The organism is Providencia sp. PROV024 (assembly GCF_032709665.1).
Classification (GTDB): domain Bacteria; phylum Pseudomonadota; class Gammaproteobacteria; order Enterobacterales; family Enterobacteriaceae; genus Providencia; species Providencia huashanensis.
In genome coordinates, this window is record NZ_CP120545.1 from 147,349 (window position 1) to 166,002 (window position 18,654).

Below are 18,654 nucleotides of genomic sequence, written 5' to 3' on the forward strand. Positions count from 1 at the left end.
AGTATTTTATAATGACACCGATAGCCCCGAAAGGGGCCATTTAATATAAAAAATATAAATTTAATATCTAAAAAACATATTTTAAACTAACTAAATATTATTGATAATAAGTTAATGTCTAGCAATCTCACTCTTATTTATAATTTAAATAGGGTGTAAATGGTTTTTTACTGTATGTTAGAATACACATTTTTAATAGTTCAACCGCTGTGAGTTTAAAGCTGGTTAAGCACCCAAGTAATGAACGAAAGTTTGAATATAAAAAAATATCTAAACTTATAGAACTGTCTATAGGTTATATATAATAAAGGAATAATATAGATAATGGTTTTTTACATGACTTCCTAACATGAAAGGTTAAAAAAGAGTTTCATGGGAAAATCTCAAGGATAGTTATGAATATGGTTCTTTGTTAAGTAAGGGCTTTATTGGCTGTCTTAGACAGTGCTGATTGAGTATAGTGAGAATTAAAAACCCGAGTTCTATGGCGTAACCTAACCACCTTAAAGCGTTTAGAATTATTAGAGCTATCTAATTATAAATTTCAATTTCGAAAAATTTAAATTGGGGGTTAAGTGTACGGCGGTTCTGTCTTCCGAGATGATTGCTTATTTTAATTCGATCATGACCTCGGCCGCGCTTGGGACTTTTCGGTGATGGCTTTAATCAAGCAATGAGCAGATTGTTTTGGTTGATGGTGAGCAATATCACGCTCACCAATTCGGATGACCGTATTTTTATGCGTTCAGTTTAAGGTAAATTTTCAGCACATGCTGCTGCTGAACTCCATGCCCACTGGAAATTATAGCCGCCTAACCAACCCGTCACATCCATGACTTCACCAATAAAATACAAGCCAGATACTTTAAGCGATTCCATCGTTTTAGATGAAATTTCATGTGTGTCCACTCCACCAAGTGTAACTTCAGCGGTACGATAGCCTTCAGTTCCATTAGGTTGTACCTGCCATTGATGTAAGGTGTTATGTAGTGCTTCAACCTGAGGGTGATTAAGTTGCTTTAGTGGACACTCAGGGATTTGCCCTAGCGCCTGTAATACCTCGATTAACCGTTTTGGTAATAATTTAGCCAGTGTATTTTTAAGTGATTGGTTAGGGTGTTTTTGTTTTTCTACCATAATAAAGTCTGTTAATGAAAGGTTAGGAAGTAAGTTAATACTTACATACTCGCCAGGAAGCCAGTAACTAGAAATTTGCAAAATTGCAGGCCCAGAGAGACCACGGTGGGTAAACAAGATATTTTCTTTAAATACGGTCCCATCCATTGCTGTAACCTCAGCAGGAACGGATATACCTGAAAGTACTTGTAATGCTTCTAACAGTGGCTTGTGTAAAGTAAAAGGCACTAATGCTGCACGTGTAGGAATAATGGTATGCCCAAACTGTTCTGCGAGACGATAACCAAAGGGTGTTGCACCGAGACCGGGCATAGATAACCCTCCGGTTGCAACAACGAGTGAGTGGGCACTCACATTTTCCCCGTTGATAGTAACTAAGAAACCATTATCTGTTTTTTCGACGGCGGTGACTTCACTGCGTAGCTTGATAGCCACATTTGGTAAATCACATTCAGTTTTTAGCATATCGACGATATCTTGTGCGCTATTATCACAAAAAAGCTGCCCTAATGTTTTTTCATGGTAAGCAATATTATATTTTGCGACCAAGGCAATAAAATCCCATTGTGTGTAGCGAGCAAGTGCTGACTTACAAAAGTGAGGGTTACTTGAAAGGTAATTGCTATGTTCTGTGTACATGTTTGTAAAATTGCACCTGCCACCCCCGGACATCAATATTTTTCTGCCGAGTTTTTTTCCGTTATCAAGCACCAGCGTATTTAAGCCTCGTTTGCCAGCGAGTGAGGCACAAAATAAACCTGCTGCACCTGCACCTAAAATAATAACGTCAATATTTTTCACAATAAGGTTCTCTATATATTTGATTTTAAGCATAATTACATTATGAACATAGATATTTTACGTCATCTTGTCATGATTGTAATGTAAAGCTTTGAGGTAGAACTGATGAAAAGTATGTAGGACGTATTATAATTAGAGAAATTCGGCAAAAAATAGCAAATGATGATTATTTTCTGGAAACATCGTTAAAAAGTTGCAAAAATTCAGAATAAATTTGTTTAAGCCAATCTATTGAAATATATGGGGTAATTACTATGAGGTACTTTTTTGATGGGTAGTTAAATCAAAAAAAGGTTAGATTTTGCTTCCACCGCCAGCGTTTGTCACTGATAATGCGCCGCGTTCATGTCCAACATATAATGGCTTAACGTCTATGCTACATCTTTTTACAGGTTTAGAATTTCATACAGGTCTATTATTAGTTCTAGCACTGTTATTTGTGCTGTTCTATGAGGCTATAAATGGCTTCCATGACACCGCTAACGCGGTAGCAACGGTTATTTATACCAGAGCAATGCGGGCTCAGTTCGCAGTTGTCATGGCAGGGGTTTTTAACTTTTTCGGTGTCTTGCTGGGAGGGTTGAGCGTTGCGTATGCAATTGTCCACCTCTTACCAACAGACCTCTTGCTTAATGTGAGCTCAGCTCACGGCCTTGCAATGGTTTTTTCATTGCTTCTGGCTGCAATCATTTGGAACCTTGGAACGTGGTACTTAGGTATCCCTGCTTCAAGTTCACATACGCTGATCGGGGCGATTATCGGGGTGGGTTTAACCAACGCGATTGTAACTGATTCATCTGTAGTTGATGCCTTGAACGTACCGAAAATGATCAGTATTTTCATGTCATTGATTTTATCTCCCGCAATTGGTTTTGTGATAGCTGGTTTGATGATTTTCTTTTTGCGCCGTTATTGGAGTGGCACAAAGAAACGTCGTCGAATTCACTTAACCCCAGCAGAACGTGAGAAAAAAGATGGGAAGCGTAAGCCACCATTTTGGACGCGTACTGCATTGATTTTATCTGCGGTTGGTGTCAGTTTCTCCCATGGTGCGAACGATGGCCAAAAAGGCATCGGTCTTATCATGCTGGTGCTAATTGGTGTTGCGCCAGCGGGCTTCGTGATGAATATGAATTCAAACGGCTATGATATCGCTAAAACGCATGATGCGGTTGTCCACCTGCAACAATACTATGAAACACATAAACCAGCGTTAAACCATGCGATAGAAAATGCCCCTGTGGTGGCTGAAAGCAGCGATGAGCCCGGTGGTGAATTCCACTGTGATAGTTCCCGTACTGGTGCGATTTTAAATCAAGCGCAAACCATGCTGGATGGCATTCAAAGCTATGAAGAGCTAACGCCTGATCAACGTAATCATGCACGTCGTTTATTGATGTGTATCTCTGATACCGCAAATGCTGTTGCTAAGTTACCAGAAACGAGTTCGAAAGATGCGAGTTTACTGAAAAAATTGAGTAATGACTTGCTGTATACCGTTGAGTATGCGCCACTTTGGATCATCATTGCTGTTGCCTTAGCGTTATCGTTAGGTACCATGTTTGGTTGGCAGCGCGTTGCTGTTACCATTGGTGAGAAAATTGGTAAGAAAGGCATGACTTATGCGCAAGGTGTTTCCGCGCAAGTCACGGCGGCGGTTTCCATCGGTGTTGCAAGTTACACTGGGATGCCTGTTTCAACGACGCAAGTTTTATCTTCAGCAGTCGCTGGTACCATGGTTGTCGACGGTGGTGGTGTGCAAACTAAAACCATCAAGAGCATTGCTTTAGCGTGGCTACTGACTCTGCCTGTCTCAATTGTGTTATCTGGCGGTTTGTACTGGCTATCATTGCTGTTTATCTAACAGCGCTTAACTTGGCTTCATATCGTTTGTATGGGGCCTTTAAACGTTACATGAACATAGTAATATAAATATACGAAAGAGTGATGGCCGTAAGGCCATCACTCTTTTTTTATCGTTAGGTGGGTGAATATTATTAACCTGTCACTAATAAGTAGATTAGGCTTACAGCAACAAGAATGCTAAGTCTACTTATCATCATAAATTGCTTACGAATTCGCTCACAGCGTAAAATGACTTCTGGGTCGTAGTGGTCAATATATTGTTTATTATTGATGTACCTAACCAATCGCAGCTGTTTGTTCAGTTGACCATGGGTGGTAAAAAAACCATTACCATCAACGGATTGGTAGAGCAGAGGGTCTGAATCCCTTAAAATGGACAATAAAACACGAATTGAAGAAAAATACCGCATCATATTCAAGATACATAAAATACATAATGCCCAAAACAATGCAATCATACTGAACATAATCCCCTCCTTAGAACCTAGGGGCTATTGACCTTTTGATTGGTTCTCTCAGCAGCAAAGCTATCGCTTTACCGTAATGCTATTGATTTTCATGCCTTGTATTAATGAGAAGTGACCAGCAAAGTTCAACTGCGCCTAGCTCACTGCAATTGTCACAAAGGAAATACAGCAAAACGTTGCACTTAAACTAAGTTTTTTTATTGTAGGATATATTCTTGCTTAAAAAAAGTGCAGCGGGCACAAAATTATGATGACTATTTGTTTATATTGAGAAAATTGTCAGTAGTTTCTATGTATGTTCGTCTAAAATATAAAAGAGCATGGGAGAATGTTTTACGCAATTTTAGTGTATCCTTAGCTCAAATTGTTTAGGCAAATATATTAATATTGAATGAATGATGTTATTGTTTTATAAAATGTTATATGAACTGATGATTTAAAGGTTAATCTGCTTAGATGTGATCAAAGCAACACTTAATAATCACAATTTGCAGGTATAGTATTCATAAAGATGTGGTGAAGGCATAACCACTGGATAATCAGCATTTGGAAGGAGTTTACTTATGGCTTACAAACATATTCTTGTGGCGGTAGATTTATCACCTGAAAGTAAAGTATTACTGGATAAGGCTGTCTCTATGGCAAAACCTTACGGGGCCAAAGTATCCATGATCCATGTTGATGTGAACTATTCGGACCTCTACACAGGTCTTATTGATGTCAACCTTGGTGACATGCAACAGCGTATTACGGATGAAACTCGTAACGCTCTGAAGGACTTGTCTGCAGGTGCAGATTATGAAATCCAAGAAACTCTTAGCGGTAGTGGTGATTTAGGCCAAGTACTGGTTGATGCGATTAAAAAATATAATATGGATTTAGTCGTCTGTGGTCATCACCAAGATTTCTGGAGCAAGTTAATGTCATCTGCTCGTCAGCTAATCAATACAGTTCATGTGGATATGTTGATTGTGCCATTAAATGACGATGAAGAATAAGTCACATCGCTAAATTAGAAAAATTATTCACTAAAAACGCTTGCTTATGCAGGCGTTTTTTTTGTTACAAAATATGTACTTCGAGGTGGTTATTGGCAGGTCAAGCGATTTATTTTGCATTACAGTGAAAAAAAACCTTGAATTTAGAATACAAACTAATGATATATTCAATAGGCAAACACAAATCAACCTCACATTTCCTAAAAATAATGACAAGAAAGAGTGAGGCACATCACAACAACTACATGTTAAAAAGGAAGACATAGATGACACAATCACTATCTTCGTTCTTGGAGTCTGTCCAAAAAAGAGATCCTTCACAGCCTGAGTTTTTACAAGCTGTGCGGGAAGTATTCACTTCTCTTTGGCCTTTTTTAGAACAAAATGCAAAGTATCGTGACCAAGCATTACTTGAACGCTTCGTTGAACCTGAGCGCGTTATTCAGTTCCGCGTATGTTGGGTTGATGACCACGGCAAAGTGCAAGTGAACCGTGCTTGGCGTGTTCAATTCAGTTCAGCCATTGGGCCATTCAAAGGTGGAATGCGCTTTCACCCATCCGTTAACTTATCAATTCTGAAGTTCTTAGGCTTTGAGCAAACACTGAAGAATGCGTTAACAACATTACCGATGGGCGGAGGCAAAGGGGGGTCTGACTTCGATCCTAAAGGGAAAAGCCATGGTGAAGTGATGCGTTTTTGCCAAGCCTTGATGACTGAATTATATCGCCATATTGGCTCAAACACTGACGTACCTGCTGGGGACATTGGTGTGGGTGGACGTGAAGTCGGTTTCATGACCGGTATGATGAAAAAACTGTCTAACGACACCTCTTGTGTATTTACGGGTAAAGGTCTGTCTTTCGGTGGGAGTTTGATCCGCCCAGAAGCGACTGGCTATGGTTTAGTTTACTTTACTAATGCGATGTTAAAACGCCATGGCTTAGGTTTTGATGGTATGCGAGTTGCTGTTTCTGGTTCAGGTAACGTAGCACAGTATACGATTGATAAATGCATGGAACTGGGTGCTAAAGTTGTCACAGCTTCTGATTCAGGCGGTACTGTGGTGGATGAAGATGGTTTTACAACAGAAAAACTGGCTCGTTTAGAAGAAATCAAAAATAACTATGGTCGCATTGAAGAGTATGCCAAGGAGTTTGGTTTAACTTACTTAGCGGGTCAGCAACCGTGGAATGTGCCAGTGGATATTGCGTTACCTTGTGCAACACAAAATGAGCTAGATATTGATGCTGCAAAAGTGTTGATTAAAAATGGGGTCAAAGCAGTCGCAGAAGGGGCGAATATGCCAACAACTATTCCGGCAACGGAGTTGTTCCTAGAAGCGGGTGTTTTGTTTGCGCCAGGTAAAGCCGCGAATGCGGGTGGGGTGGCAACGTCAGGTTTAGAAATGGCGCAAAATGCGGCTCGTCTCAGTTGGAAAGCTGAAAAAGTAGATGCTCGCTTACATCACATCATGCTGGATATTCACCAACACTGTGTTGAATTTGGGGGTGAGGAGAAACAAACAAACTATGTTCAAGGCGCTAACATCGCAGGCTTCGTGAAAGTCGCAGATGCAATGCTTGGGCAGGGTGTGTTGTAATTCTCTGACCTGTAAACGTACGCGAAAGGGCGGCTGTATTATATTGATAATTTCACCTGTACATACGCCCTTCGCCGTTACGTTTTAATCACTATTTTTAATGCACGGATATATATCAAATCGATGGCTTTTTGTCGTAATTGCAGAAGGCGCTTTTTGTCCCGCTAGGGGCTCTGCGTAATCAGGGCGTTTAACAACCACTCTTCGTTTTGCTAAGGCGATAGCTGGTGCGAGTAAGGAATCCGCATCATCATCAGCCCCTACCAATGACTGAAACACCCGCATTTCTTTCTTAACTAAAGCGCTTTTTTGCCGATGTGGATACATTGGATCAAGGTAAATAACATCGGGTGCGTGAGTCACTTCTTTTAAAGCGGTAATGCTAGAAGCATGGATCAAAGACATACGCTCTTTTAACCACTCTCCAATTTCAGCGTCTTGATAGCCCCGCTGTAGGCCATCATCTAATAATGCAGCCACAACAGGGTGGCGTTCTAACATACGGACACGGCAGCCTAGAGAGGCTAAAACAAAGGCATCACGGCCAAGGCCAGCCGTCGCATCTATCACGTCAGGAAGATAATCTTTTTTAATTCCAACAGCTTTGGCGACAGCTTCACCACGACCACCACCAAACTTTCGTCGATGAGCCATGGCTCCTGACACAAAATCCACAAAAATCCCCCCGAGTTTGGGTTCATCCAGTTTACGTAGTTGTAAGTTTTCAGGGGTTAGTACCAGAGCCATCACCGCGTTAGGGGTATGAGAAAGCTGCCATTTTTCAGAAAGTTGGGAAAGGGCGCCGCGATCGGCACCCTCTTCACAGATCAATTGGATCGCAGTGCTATTAGCCATGAATACCATAGCTCTTTAACATCGCGTCTAGTTCTGGTTTACGGCCACGGAAGCGCTCAAATAGCGCCATTGGTTCTTCAGAGCCGCCGCGGCTTAAAATATTGTCAAGGAATGACTGACCAGTTTGGCGATTAAAAATACCTTCTTCACTGAAACGCGAATATGCATCTGCGGCTAAAACATCTGCCCATAAATAGCTGTAATAACCCGCAGCATAACCCCCTGCGAAGATATGGCTGAAGGCATGCGGGAAGCGTGCCCATTTAGGTGAAGGCACTACCGCGACTTTATCTTTAATGGCGTATAAGGTTGGCATAACTTGAGCCCCTTTAGCTGGGTCATATTCAGCATGCAAGGTGAAATCAAATAAACCAAACTCTAATTGGCGTAGCACAAACATTGCAGATTGGTAGTTTTTCGCAGCCAGCATGCTACTTAGCATTTCTGCAGGTAATGGTTCGCCTGTTTCATAATGCCCTGAAATAAACTCGAGTGCTTCAGGTTCCCAGCACCAGTTTTCCATAAACTGACTTGGTAGTTCTACCGCATCCCATGGTACCCCATTGATCCCTGCTACATCAGCAACATCAATCTTCGTTAACATATGATGTAAGCCATGACCAAACTCGTGGAATAGTGTGATCACCTCATCATGGGTAAAGAGTGCTGGCTTATCACCTAATGGTTTGTTGAAGTTACAGGTTAGATAAGCAACTGGGTTTTGTAATGAACCATCTTTATGCACCATACGGCCCATGCAGTCGTCCATCCAAGCTCCACCACGTTTGTGTTCACGTGCATAGAGGTCTAGGTAGAAGCTACCGCGTAAAGTATTGGTATCATCGTATAACTCAAAGAAACGCACATCTTTATGCCATGTTTCTACATCATTGCGTTCTTTTGCCGTTAACCCATAAATACGGTGAACGACTTCAAATAAGCCATTAAGGACACGTTGCTCCGGGAAATAAGGGCGTAGTTGCTCATCACTTAATGAGAATTTATGCTGTTTCTGCTTTTCGCTATAATACGCTAAGTCCCAAGACTCTAGGGTATCGACACCATAATGCTGTTTTGCAAAGGCGGCTAATTCAGCAAGTTCATCTTTACCTTGCTGGTGGGCGCGTTGTGCTAAGTCATTTAAGAAGCCTAATACTTGCTCTGGTGATTCTGCCATTTTTGTTGCCAGAGATTTATCAGCGTAGTTTTTAAAACCTAATAATTGTGCAAGTTCATGGCGTAATGCCATTAACTCATCAATGAGTTCGCTGTTATCCCATTTACCGGCATTTGGCCCTTGGTCTGAAGCACGAGTGCTATATGCATGGCTCATTTCACGGCGCAATTCTGCGTTGTCGGCGTAAGTCATGACAGGTAGGTAGCTTGGCATATCGAGGGTTAATAGATAACCTTCTTCACCTTTGGCTTCTGCCATGGCTTTAGCTGCCGCGATGGCGCTTTCTGGCATACCCGCTAATTCTTTTTCATCTTTAATGAGTTTCGTCCACCCCATGGTGGCATCAAGCACATTATTGCTAAATTTAGAGGCAATCTCTGACAAACGCGCAACAATTTCACCATAACGTTGCTGTTTTTCAGGGGGTAAGCCAATTCCAGATAGCTCGAAATCACGTAAAGTATTCTCGATAGATTTCCGCTGTGATTGGCTGAGTGAGTTAAATTCAGCGCCTTCTTTTAATGATTTATAGGCTTGATATAAAGGTTCGTGCTGACCCATCCACGTACTGAATTCAGACAGCAGCGGTAAACATTGTTCATAGGCTTCACGCAACTCAGGGCTATTTTTTACCGAATGCAGGTGGCTCACTGGCGACCAAACTCTGGAGAGTTTATCGCTGGCTTCTTCTAACGGTTGGCACAGGTTATCCCAAGTATATTGGTCTGTGGCATCAAGGAGGTTTTCAACTGTTTGACGGTACTCGGTGAGTACGTGCTCGACAGCAGGAAAAACATGTGCAGGCTCTATAGTAGAAAAGCGAGGTAGGGCAGAATCGGTTAATAATGCATTTGTCATAAAACATCCTGTGATTGCAGGCTTGTGCTCGTAGGCCAAGGCTTACTGTGTTGACAATAAAAGTTAAATGGTGAATTTATACCCAAATACGATTGGTGTATGGGACATAAAATTAGCGCACCATTATGAATATAAGAAAGTATATGGGGGCAGAAATGTAAACCTCAATATCAAGATAACGTTTTTTCTTATCAGCGCTTATCAATAAGTGGGGTTTTTATTAGCTTTTATCAATAAAGGTGATAGTTGCAGTTTCAATGCTTTAGAAAATAATGGATTCAGTCTATAATCATGCTCCAATCTATAGGTTATAGAGGAAGATCGTCGTCTCCGGTGAGGCGGCTGGATTTCAAATCCAGTTGGGGCTGCCAGCAGTCCCGGGCAGGTTCGACTCCTGTGATCTTCCGCCACTCAAGTTCAATACACCTCCACTGAAGTCAATTAAACCCTTTAAATTCAACATATAAAAGCAATTCATAATCAACTCAGTTCAACTGGGGTTACCCCACATCAACCCCCAGTTGGGGGTTGATGTGGGGGTGCATTTAGGTATGGTATATCTTGCACCCCCAAATTCTCATTTTTTTGTAACAGATAGGGCTTACGGAGGTTTTGTTATGGCTCTGAGTGATATAAAAATTAAAACGGCAAAGCCGCTAGATAAGCCCTACAAACTTTCTGATTCAGGTGGGTTATATCTGATCGTTAATCGCAATGGTTCTAAATATTGGAGAATGAAGTACCGCTTCGCAGGTAAAGAAAAAATGCTTTCTATTGGTGTTTACCCGAAAGTGACATTAGCGGAAGCAAGAAATCAACGTGATGATGCGAAAAAACTGTTGGCTCAAAATAAAGATCCAAGTGAATAAAAAGGTCACTTCCGGTTAAAAAGCAGTCTATCAATCACCGTCGTAGGAATAAGTCCTTGCAGTTTTAGATAAATTTGATAAATAATTTAAATATAAATACCCGCAATAGAGGGGCTTATAACTAACACCGCCCTAATTTAAGAACCCTGTTTTATTAACTTATCGATATACGTAAAGAAATTTATACTACGAACACGATAGAATTATTAAATAGTGTTGTTCGTTACCCGATTAAAAAATCATCGGGTAATTTTTTTTGGGTATTTAACAGGCATGAATTTACCATAAAAGTGAACTATGCTGATATAAAATTATCTACAGGTTCGATTTTTATCTAAAAACACTTGTATTATATACTTCTGCATATTTTTAATTATTTAAAAATTAAAGTATCTTAAATAAGTTAATATTAAATATACTCAAAAATTAAGACCCCACCACCACTGATGTTGCCAAAAGATACATTGGATCTACTTTTTCCTAATGTAATTCCTATATCTAGTGTTTTATTAGTAATACTTTGAAGTGTCGTGATTAATTGCTTTTTACCATCAACTGCCAACTCACCGTACCAACCAGATGACACATTTCCTAAATCTAAACTTGTACGAGTTGGATTTGCACTATCAATAGGTTTTGAGGGCTGGTAAGTTACTTTAATATTTCCAGGATAAGTACAGCTAACGGTTACACTTTTAGTTAGATTTACTCCATCAGCTATTGATTGTGGTAAAGATCCAAAATTAAAATCTAGTTGAGTCTTATCTACACGACAAGTATTAATAACGGTTACATTAAAAGTAAGTACAGCTGAATTTTTAGGTTGGATAAGCGCAACAGAACTTAACCATTTAGCTGGTATATTTGGGTTTCTGACACCAAATAAAGTCGTGTTTACTTTAATAATATGCGGTGTATTTCTAATTGGGAGATTCGTATTACTGATTAATGTAATAGGAGTTTCTCCACTAAATGATTGTGGCGTATAAGGGGTTCGCGAACAGGTTGCACGGCCAACATTACCTGAGCTTTGCCCTATCTGTGCATATTGTGTATTTGGATATCCATTGATTGTACCTAATGATTGGGGTAATAAAATTCTAAAAGTAAATTTTTCATTGGTAATAGGATCTACATAATCCACTGTATTTGGTGCAATCACATATTGCATATTAGTTGAATTAGGTGAATTCCCGTATGGAGGACATGCACGAGATCCCCATGCATACTCAGTCATTTTTCCTCCCATACTACTTAGCTTAGCTCTTAACGTTAAATTGACACCATTAAAGTTAGCGCCCGTCCAAGTCGTATCAGCTGTAAATTGAGTACCACTATACCCCATGACTGTCCAGTCATCTGGATCACCAGCATTGCTAATACTAGAAATAGCCAGTAGTGAAGCAGGTAACAAATAAAAAACGGTTTTCATCATAAAATATAATCCAAATTATAAATAACTCATTAGGATAGCAACAGTACTATCGAAGCTACCTTCCGTTAATAGTAATTTATTGGGGGTAATTAACGAAGCTCGAAGGATAAATGAGCCTTGTAGCTCATTACTACCAAAAGGAATCCATTTATTTAAATCAAGATTAGCATTACTCTTGGTTAAAGAGATTCCCAGCCCATTCTTTGATGTTCGTAATACGTTGTTACCAACTTGTGTATAGACACCATATTTAGTTGGATATAGATACAAGTTCATAACTTTATTAGCTGGAACTGAACTTCCTGTACAGTTATATTTTAACTGAATATCCTTATAGGCTGTTCCATTTTCAACTTCAGAGAAGTCAACATTATCAAAATTTATAAATAATGGTGATTCATTATTTTCACCTAAAATAGTACAAACAGGAGCAACTATAGTTGCTGTAATATTAATTTTTACATCAGCACGGCCATTATTAAAATCAGCAGCAGTTACTACTCTAGAAAAAAGTAATAATAATAAGAGTGACTTTCTTATTTTCATTATATAACTTCCTATTATTAGTTATAATTAACCATAATGCTTGCAGTTCCATGTACGGTTCCTGGTCTAGCAAAGTCACCTTTTTTTAGATATGTATTCAGTACTAACTCTGCTTTATTTTCTGAACTCACTCTAACCTCAAGTGGTTGATTAAACGAAATTAGTTCGCCATCAAGGCTCTCAAGACCAACGATTAGACCTGTTCCTCCTTGTGTTGTTAAATAATCAATTCCATTTTGTTTATATATATTTGTAGAAGATAATGAAATTTTTATTATTTTATCCATCATAGTAGGCGTACAGTTTTCAAATTCAATTTTTAATGGTTTTTTATCTGAAATATTGCCATTAACCTCAATATAACCTAGTGAATAAGGAATGAATTGAATGGTTATCTCTGACTGTTTAATTTCACATTTTTTATCAATGAGATTTCCATTGAAATTAATAAGCAAATCACTCGAAAAAGCAATAGGAGTCATAGTAATAATTAATATGGAAAATATGAATTTAATCATAATTTAACTCCATGATAGCTGAGCTGCCTTTAGTATTTTTATTTTGTATATAAAGTATGTTTTTACCAGAATAAAGTGGATGATAAATATCATATACTGTAGTTGTTATGTTGTTTTTTTCGATCAATTTAGCCTTGGCTTGTAAAGGTATTTTAATATTTTGATTATTTACTAAACATTGTTCTAGTTCAATAAAAAAAATATCGTTATTATATTCATCACCCAAAATAACGCACGGAGAGTACATTAATCCTACTTTAAAATGCAGTTTTCCACTTAAACTATCCATTTTAATAGCCGATGTTACATCATGTGATGGAAAAGAACGATTTTCATCATATTGACTAGCTACACTGCTTAATGAAATAAAAAGTGAGAAAATTACTACAGAAAAATATTTCATTGTACCCTCATTTTATAACTGGCTATTGTTGACTATCAGCTTTGCATACTGATGATTTGCAGTTAAAGGAAACAGTTGGTCTACCACCGTAATCATTTATGTAGGTTAAGTACGGTTTCTGGAAATGTGTACTTTTAACTTGATGACTTCCAAAAGGGTCAATCATAAATGAATCAAATGCGCCATTTTCAGATTTGTTTTTGTCACCCGCTAACCCAATGACCGTTAAATAAAATGGAGAGGTATTTTTAATAATATACCCATCATTTACTGTATTCAGCTCTAGATCTAAGGCCCAATCAGTTTTTGCTTTATCTAAAATAGGCTCTGGGCGATAAAATAATTTAATTCTTGATTGTAATGCAACTTGCATTACGTTTGGCTTATCGCTTTTCGGTGGTATCTCTCTTAAATTAAAATAATAAATAGACTCTCTATCTTTAGGTAATTTAGATACATCCGTAGTTGAAATTCTAATCATACTTTTTATATTTGGTTCTAAGCGCTGAACTAACGGTGTCGCAATTAATGGTCCTGTTGTAATTTTATTTCCACCTTTATCGTCAATCCAAGCTTGAGCTAAATACGGCAAGGTGTCACTCTGGTTTTCGATATTAATAATTACAGGGGTAGAATCACCTTCTACTATTGCTCTAGTTCTATCAAGAGATACTGCCGCTATGCTATTTTGTGCTACCAATAATAGCGGAAGTAATAAAAATTTATTTTTCATAAAATTCTCTACTTTTTGCAAATTAAAATAATTTGGTTTGCATTATCTAAATTGGGTAATGTTGTATTACACTGATTTTTATTAGACCAATTGATATTTAGCTTTTCTTCAGATTGAACAGCTGTTAACCATACTAATCCGTTATCGCTAATTATCCCGACTTCTCTACCTTTTTCATTTAGTACTTGAGCACCAAATGGAGGAGAACCTGAATTATCTGCCATTTTAATAGTTGCAAATAATTTGAATCCCTTATCTGCACTTATTTTTCTGTATCCAATTGCACCTTCTGTTAATGCAATATCATATATCGTATTTGATGACTCAATATTATCTGGTAATTTACTCATATCAACATTATAGCTATTTTTGTAATAGCTGGTCATATTCGGAATAACTCCGATCCCTATTCCATTTGTTACTGTTGAACCATTATTTAAAGGAACATCAGCGATATTATTTGTATCTATCATTAACCTAGCTGCAGATGAATATGATGAGCTATGTAAAGCAATACCATGCTGTGTTAATGTTACACCACCATTTAACCCCATACCTAAGCTAGAATCACCTTTATCTGAGATTGAAATATTACTATTTAAAGACGCATAACGAGTTGATAAATCATACATACCAGCTAGCGTACTTTGTTTTTTAGCATCCTTACCATAACTTGTTGATGCGCTTAAGTTATAGTAATCATTATCCTCAGTTAAGGTAGATACAGAAACACGCGAATTATAGGTGTCATTATATTTCATTGTGTCAAAAGTGTAGAACTGCTTGCCAAATGGAACTGAAAGCATCAAGCTAATTTGGTCATCATATTTATTTTGGTAATAACTTCTATTTGCTGATAGCGTTATACTTCCTCCTTGTAAATTTAAATAAGGAATATTAACGCTTTTACCTATATTTAGGCCGTATTGATGAGTTTGACCTCGATCCCAATACTGTTGTAATTGATAATTTAAATTTATATTAAATTCACCTAGACGCTTTGAAAGACTTATTTGATAGCGTTCTTTTTCATTATCAATAAATTTATTATTTCTTAAATCTAAATATTGAGACATAGTATAAAATTTTCTATCAGTAAAACGATACCCCGCAAAAGTTAGATCCATATCGTAATCATCAAAAGTTTTAGAGTAATTAATACTATATGAGTTACCTGATGGACTATCATGATCTAACTGCGAAAAAGAGCGAGCTATATTTACAGATAAAGCACCAAACTGATTCATAAATCGGCCAAAGCCTAATGAAACTTGTTGATAACCTTGGCTTATATCTGAGGCTGCATTTAATGACCAATTATTATTTAAACCATGTGAGACTTCTCCTCTGAAGAAAAAAACGCCTCTATATACTGAATGGTCTCGTTTAATTGGTTGCCCTGCAGTTACATTATATCGAGTAGTTCCAGGACGAGTTAAATAAGGCACATTGGAACTATTAACAATAAACTGTTGTTCAGATCCATCTTGCTCCATAATTTTTACGTGTAATTCACCACGAGTACCACTATTCAATGATTGAATTTTAAATGGACCAGCAGGTACATTGCCATCATATATTACCCTTCCTAATTGAGTAATAACAACGCGAGAATTAGTTTTAGCTATTCCTGTAATTTCAGGAGCATATCCTCTTAGTCTAGGAGGTAACATTGAATCGTTTGTAAATAAAGATAATCCTGTAAATCTAAAAGGTTCTAGTATCTGTGATGGTGTTGTACTTTCACCCACGACTAATTTAGCATCTAATGCTTTAATATTTCTATATAAATAAATTGCATTAAATAAAAAATTACGAATTGTTGATGTTTGGCTATTTGACTCTTGTCTTTGATAATTACCATAATATTCACTTCGTAAACGCCAAGCACCCATATTAGCACCAAGATATCCACTGATCGATGCAATTTGATTTTTTAAACTGTCATTATCGCTATATTGATAGTTGGCATTGTAATCTAATAATAACCCGCTGATCCCTTCATCCCAAAGGGTTTTGGGTAACCAGTTTACATCCATATACTCTAAATATAATTGAGGTATATTTATGATTACCGTTCCCTCAGGTAAATTAGGAGTAACACTAACACCCTTCAAAGCCAAGAAATTAATACATTCCCCGTTATTCCAATAGGTCAGTTCTTTCACATATTTTTCTTTAAGGCCTAAACTATTAATATAGTCTTTATCAATACATATATCACTCACAGAATCATCATTATCATTAGCTATAATTTTAATAGGAGAGGCCGATTGAGTTAATTGAGTACTATTAATAATTATATTAAAAAAATAAGTTCCAGGAAGAATAAAATTTGGATTTTGAAACCTTGATACGTCAATATTCGCTTTATCTGTGCTATCAAGTATATCTGTATTGAACTCTACAGAATAGGATACTTTGTTAAAAAAAAGCATCGACACCATTAAAATGGTCATTTTTTCTTTTATTGATAACATCGTAAATACTCATTAAATTAATAGTAATCAATATCAAATGTAATGATACTTGAAAATTCTCCTACTTGTGGCCTAAGCCCATCATCAACAACAATTTCAGATAAAAAGTTTAATTGTTGTTCATTGACTGATTTCGTTTTGCCTGCAACTCTTTTTAAATCATAAATGGGATAATATTCATTAGGCTTGACAATGTTATTTCCGTTTAATATATAAATAGCCAAACCATCGGCATCATTAAATTTAAATCCATTAAAGTTGCTTGTTACTGAACCTGAAAATTTTATTCTTATAGGTGATTTCTCATCCTCAAAATAAGAATTTGATAGCTGACAGTTTTTTAATATTATTTTAAATGGTTTGATTATCTTTTTATCTTTAATTCTACTTAAAGGGTAATCACCAAATTGAATAATTTGATCTTTACTTGTTAGTTGCATTGAACAACCCGAGGCTAATATTTCACCTTTAACTGTTGCTTGTCCCCAATTCATTGCTGCAAATGCTGGAATGCTAAAAAAATGAGCAAAAAAAGTGGCAATAATTAACAAGTTTTTCATAATAATATTCTTTTTCAGGTAATATACTCCTCCACATAATAGTGAAGGAGTGTATATAACTTACTGGTATGCGATTTCGAAAGTAGAAATAGTTGTGAAATCGCCCGCTGTTACAGCAGCAGCACCTGCTTTTTTAACAAAAGCAGAGTAAGTTAATGTATTGTCACCATCGCGCAAATTTAAGTTAGCAGGAGTACCAAAAGTAATATCTTTAATACCTACAGCAACGTTTGCAGCACTGCCTGTAGTTGCTAAAAGATTTTGACCTGCAATTTTACTTACACCATCAAAAGTAATAGTTGCTGTTTTAGTTACTGTAGTTGGATTTTGTGGATCGCTGTTATCAATTGATGTTAATTTACAGCCTTTCAGATTTAAATCGAAGTTTTTATACTTTGAATCTCCATCATTTAATTGACTTAATGATAGTTGGCCAAAATCAACAATTGTAGCAGTACCACCTTGTCCTGCATCTAAGTTACAAGGCGTATCGCGAACTTCACCTTTGAAAGTAACAGTACCAGTATTAGTATCTGCAATTGAAGCAAATGACGTTGTTAACATTGCTGCTACTAATACAGACATATATTTGTTATGTTTCATACTATTTCCTAATATCATTGTTAAGATGTTAATATTTATGTTTTTGAGAATGGAATTATATTAATTTCATTGACTAACACAGATAAGTATATCTGTATAAGAAAGAGTTTTTGCTATATAAATTTCTTTATTATACAGGAATATGAATAATGTATTATTATTTGATAATGTAGTGTTTACTCATTACTAAAATTTTATTTCTCTCATTTCAAATAGGATGAGTATGAAACAAAATCTGAAAATGATGCATTCATAATTGATAAAATAAATATCAAATCTGGTAATGATAGGCCATTTGAACCTCGTTCATATCGTGATATTTGCTGTTGACTTACTCCTACTAATTTACCTAATTGTGCACCAGTTAATCCATTTTTAAGTCTGGTTTTTCTTATAAAATCACCAATTTCTAGGTTTATATTTTTTACAATGAAATTTTTTTGGGTGCTAATCATAATAAATTCCTCAATAATTTATTTAATTAAACTAGTGAAGTTATAATTTCTTACTGATTTAATTTTCATTTAATCTAGCTTTTATTTTTATTTATTTAAAGATGTTTATATCGATCGATTAGTTAACTTTGATAGGTTTGCCCTATTAAAGTGCTGTTATTGATCGGTTGTTCGGATCAAAATGTGACTTTAACTACTATTTAAAGAACATAACAATATGATTTTATGGTTTTTTTTTGATTCGATATTATGTTGTTAATTTCGAGCAGGACTATAATTTATTTATTTACAT

Annotated in this window: 16 protein-coding genes, 1 tRNA gene and 1 pseudogene; 5 read left to right on the forward strand and 13 right to left on the reverse strand. The window is 36.9% G+C overall.

Annotated elements, in window-relative coordinates:
* Nucleotides 1-750: 750 nt before the first annotated feature.
* The gene (locus tag P3L56_RS00675) at nt 751-1,938 is read right to left on the reverse strand and encodes an NAD(P)/FAD-dependent oxidoreductase (RefSeq protein WP_042848658.1); all 1,188 of its coding nucleotides are present in this window, start codon (nt 1,936-1,938) and stop codon (nt 751-753) included.
* Nucleotides 1,939-2,311: 373 nt separating this feature from the next.
* On the opposite strand from P3L56_RS00675, the gene pitA reads away from it, so the two are divergent.
* Nucleotides 2,312-3,802, forward strand: a complete 1,491-nt coding sequence (gene pitA / locus P3L56_RS00680) for an inorganic phosphate transporter PitA (RefSeq protein WP_042848657.1) — start codon at nt 2,312-2,314, stop codon at nt 3,800-3,802.
* Between the two features lie 133 nt (nt 3,803-3,935).
* On the opposite strand, the gene uspB is transcribed toward pitA, so the two are convergent.
* On the reverse strand, nt 3,936-4,271 hold the full coding sequence (gene uspB / locus P3L56_RS00685) for a universal stress protein UspB (protein ID WP_042848591.1): 336 nt from the start codon (nt 4,269-4,271) through the stop codon (nt 3,936-3,938).
* 563 nt (nt 4,272-4,834) lie between these two features.
* Here uspB and uspA point away from each other — a divergent pair.
* Together uspA and gdhA are read left to right on the forward strand one after the other, a co-directional pair.
* Nucleotides 4,835-5,269 (forward strand): universal stress protein UspA, encoded by a 435-nt coding sequence (gene uspA, locus P3L56_RS00690; RefSeq protein ID WP_042848590.1) that lies wholly within the window; start codon nt 4,835-4,837, stop codon nt 5,267-5,269.
* Between the two features lie 266 nt (nt 5,270-5,535).
* Entirely contained in the window at nt 5,536-6,870 is a 1,335-nt protein-coding gene (gene gdhA, locus P3L56_RS00695) for an NADP-specific glutamate dehydrogenase (RefSeq protein ID WP_042848589.1), read from the forward strand.
* A gap of 84 nt (nt 6,871-6,954) precedes the next feature.
* Here gdhA and rsmJ read toward each other — a convergent pair whose 3' ends face one another.
* Together rsmJ and prlC are read right to left on the reverse strand one after the other, a co-directional pair.
* Complete coding sequence (gene rsmJ / locus P3L56_RS00700) at nt 6,955-7,725, reverse strand: 16S rRNA (guanine(1516)-N(2))-methyltransferase RsmJ (RefSeq protein ID WP_048605560.1); 771 nt, start codon at nt 7,723-7,725, stop codon at nt 6,955-6,957.
* A complete protein-coding gene (gene prlC, locus P3L56_RS00705; RefSeq protein WP_198861053.1) occupies nt 7,718-9,760 on the reverse strand; it encodes an oligopeptidase A in 2,043 nt (680 codons plus the stop codon). Before prlC ends, rsmJ begins: the two co-directional genes overlap by 8 nt.
* A 315-nt stretch (nt 9,761-10,075) precedes the next feature.
* Here prlC and P3L56_RS00710 point away from each other — a divergent pair.
* Together P3L56_RS00710 and P3L56_RS00715 are read left to right on the forward strand one after the other, a co-directional pair.
* Nucleotides 10,076-10,170 (forward strand) — tRNA-Sec (locus P3L56_RS00710).
* 207 nt (nt 10,171-10,377) lie between these two features.
* Nucleotides 10,378-10,626, forward strand: a pseudogene (locus P3L56_RS00715) (Arm DNA-binding domain-containing protein); the annotation flags it as partial.
* 412 nt (nt 10,627-11,038) lie between these two features.
* Here P3L56_RS00715 and P3L56_RS00720 read toward each other — a convergent pair.
* The 9 genes from P3L56_RS00720 to P3L56_RS00760 form a co-directional block, all read right to left on the reverse strand.
* Nucleotides 11,039-12,064, reverse strand: a complete 1,026-nt coding sequence (locus P3L56_RS00720; RefSeq protein WP_048605551.1) for a hypothetical protein — start codon at nt 12,062-12,064, stop codon at nt 11,039-11,041.
* A gap of 15 nt (nt 12,065-12,079) precedes the next feature.
* Nucleotides 12,080-12,610, reverse strand: a complete 531-nt coding sequence (locus tag P3L56_RS00725) for a fimbrial protein (RefSeq protein ID WP_208292499.1) — start codon at nt 12,608-12,610, stop codon at nt 12,080-12,082.
* Nucleotides 12,611-12,627: 17 nt separating this feature from the next.
* A complete protein-coding gene (locus tag P3L56_RS00730) occupies nt 12,628-13,128 on the reverse strand; it encodes a fimbrial protein (RefSeq protein WP_042848575.1) in 501 nt (166 codons plus the stop codon).
* The gene (locus P3L56_RS00735; RefSeq protein WP_166685559.1) at nt 13,121-13,531 is read right to left on the reverse strand and encodes a hypothetical protein; all 411 of its coding nucleotides are present in this window, start codon (nt 13,529-13,531) and stop codon (nt 13,121-13,123) included. Before P3L56_RS00735 ends, P3L56_RS00730 begins: the two co-directional genes overlap by 8 nt.
* Before the next feature lie 22 nt (nt 13,532-13,553).
* Entirely contained in the window at nt 13,554-14,264 is a 711-nt protein-coding gene (locus P3L56_RS00740) for a molecular chaperone (protein ID WP_166685558.1), read from the reverse strand.
* A gap of 8 nt (nt 14,265-14,272) precedes the next feature.
* On the reverse strand, nt 14,273-16,744 hold the full coding sequence (locus P3L56_RS00745; protein ID WP_272686202.1) for a fimbria/pilus outer membrane usher protein: 2,472 nt from the start codon (nt 16,742-16,744) through the stop codon (nt 14,273-14,275).
* Between the two features lie 17 nt (nt 16,745-16,761).
* Nucleotides 16,762-17,304, reverse strand: a complete 543-nt coding sequence (locus P3L56_RS00750; protein ID WP_048605548.1) for a fimbrial protein — start codon at nt 17,302-17,304, stop codon at nt 16,762-16,764.
* A 60-nt stretch (nt 17,305-17,364) separates the two neighbouring features.
* A complete protein-coding gene (locus P3L56_RS00755; protein ID WP_042848569.1) occupies nt 17,365-17,907 on the reverse strand; it encodes a fimbrial protein in 543 nt (180 codons plus the stop codon).
* A gap of 203 nt (nt 17,908-18,110) precedes the next feature.
* Nucleotides 18,111-18,362: a helix-turn-helix domain-containing protein gene (locus P3L56_RS00760; protein WP_042848568.1), complete on the reverse strand. Its 252-nt coding sequence runs from the start codon at nt 18,360-18,362 to the stop codon at nt 18,111-18,113.
* Nucleotides 18,363-18,654 lie beyond the last annotated feature (292 nt).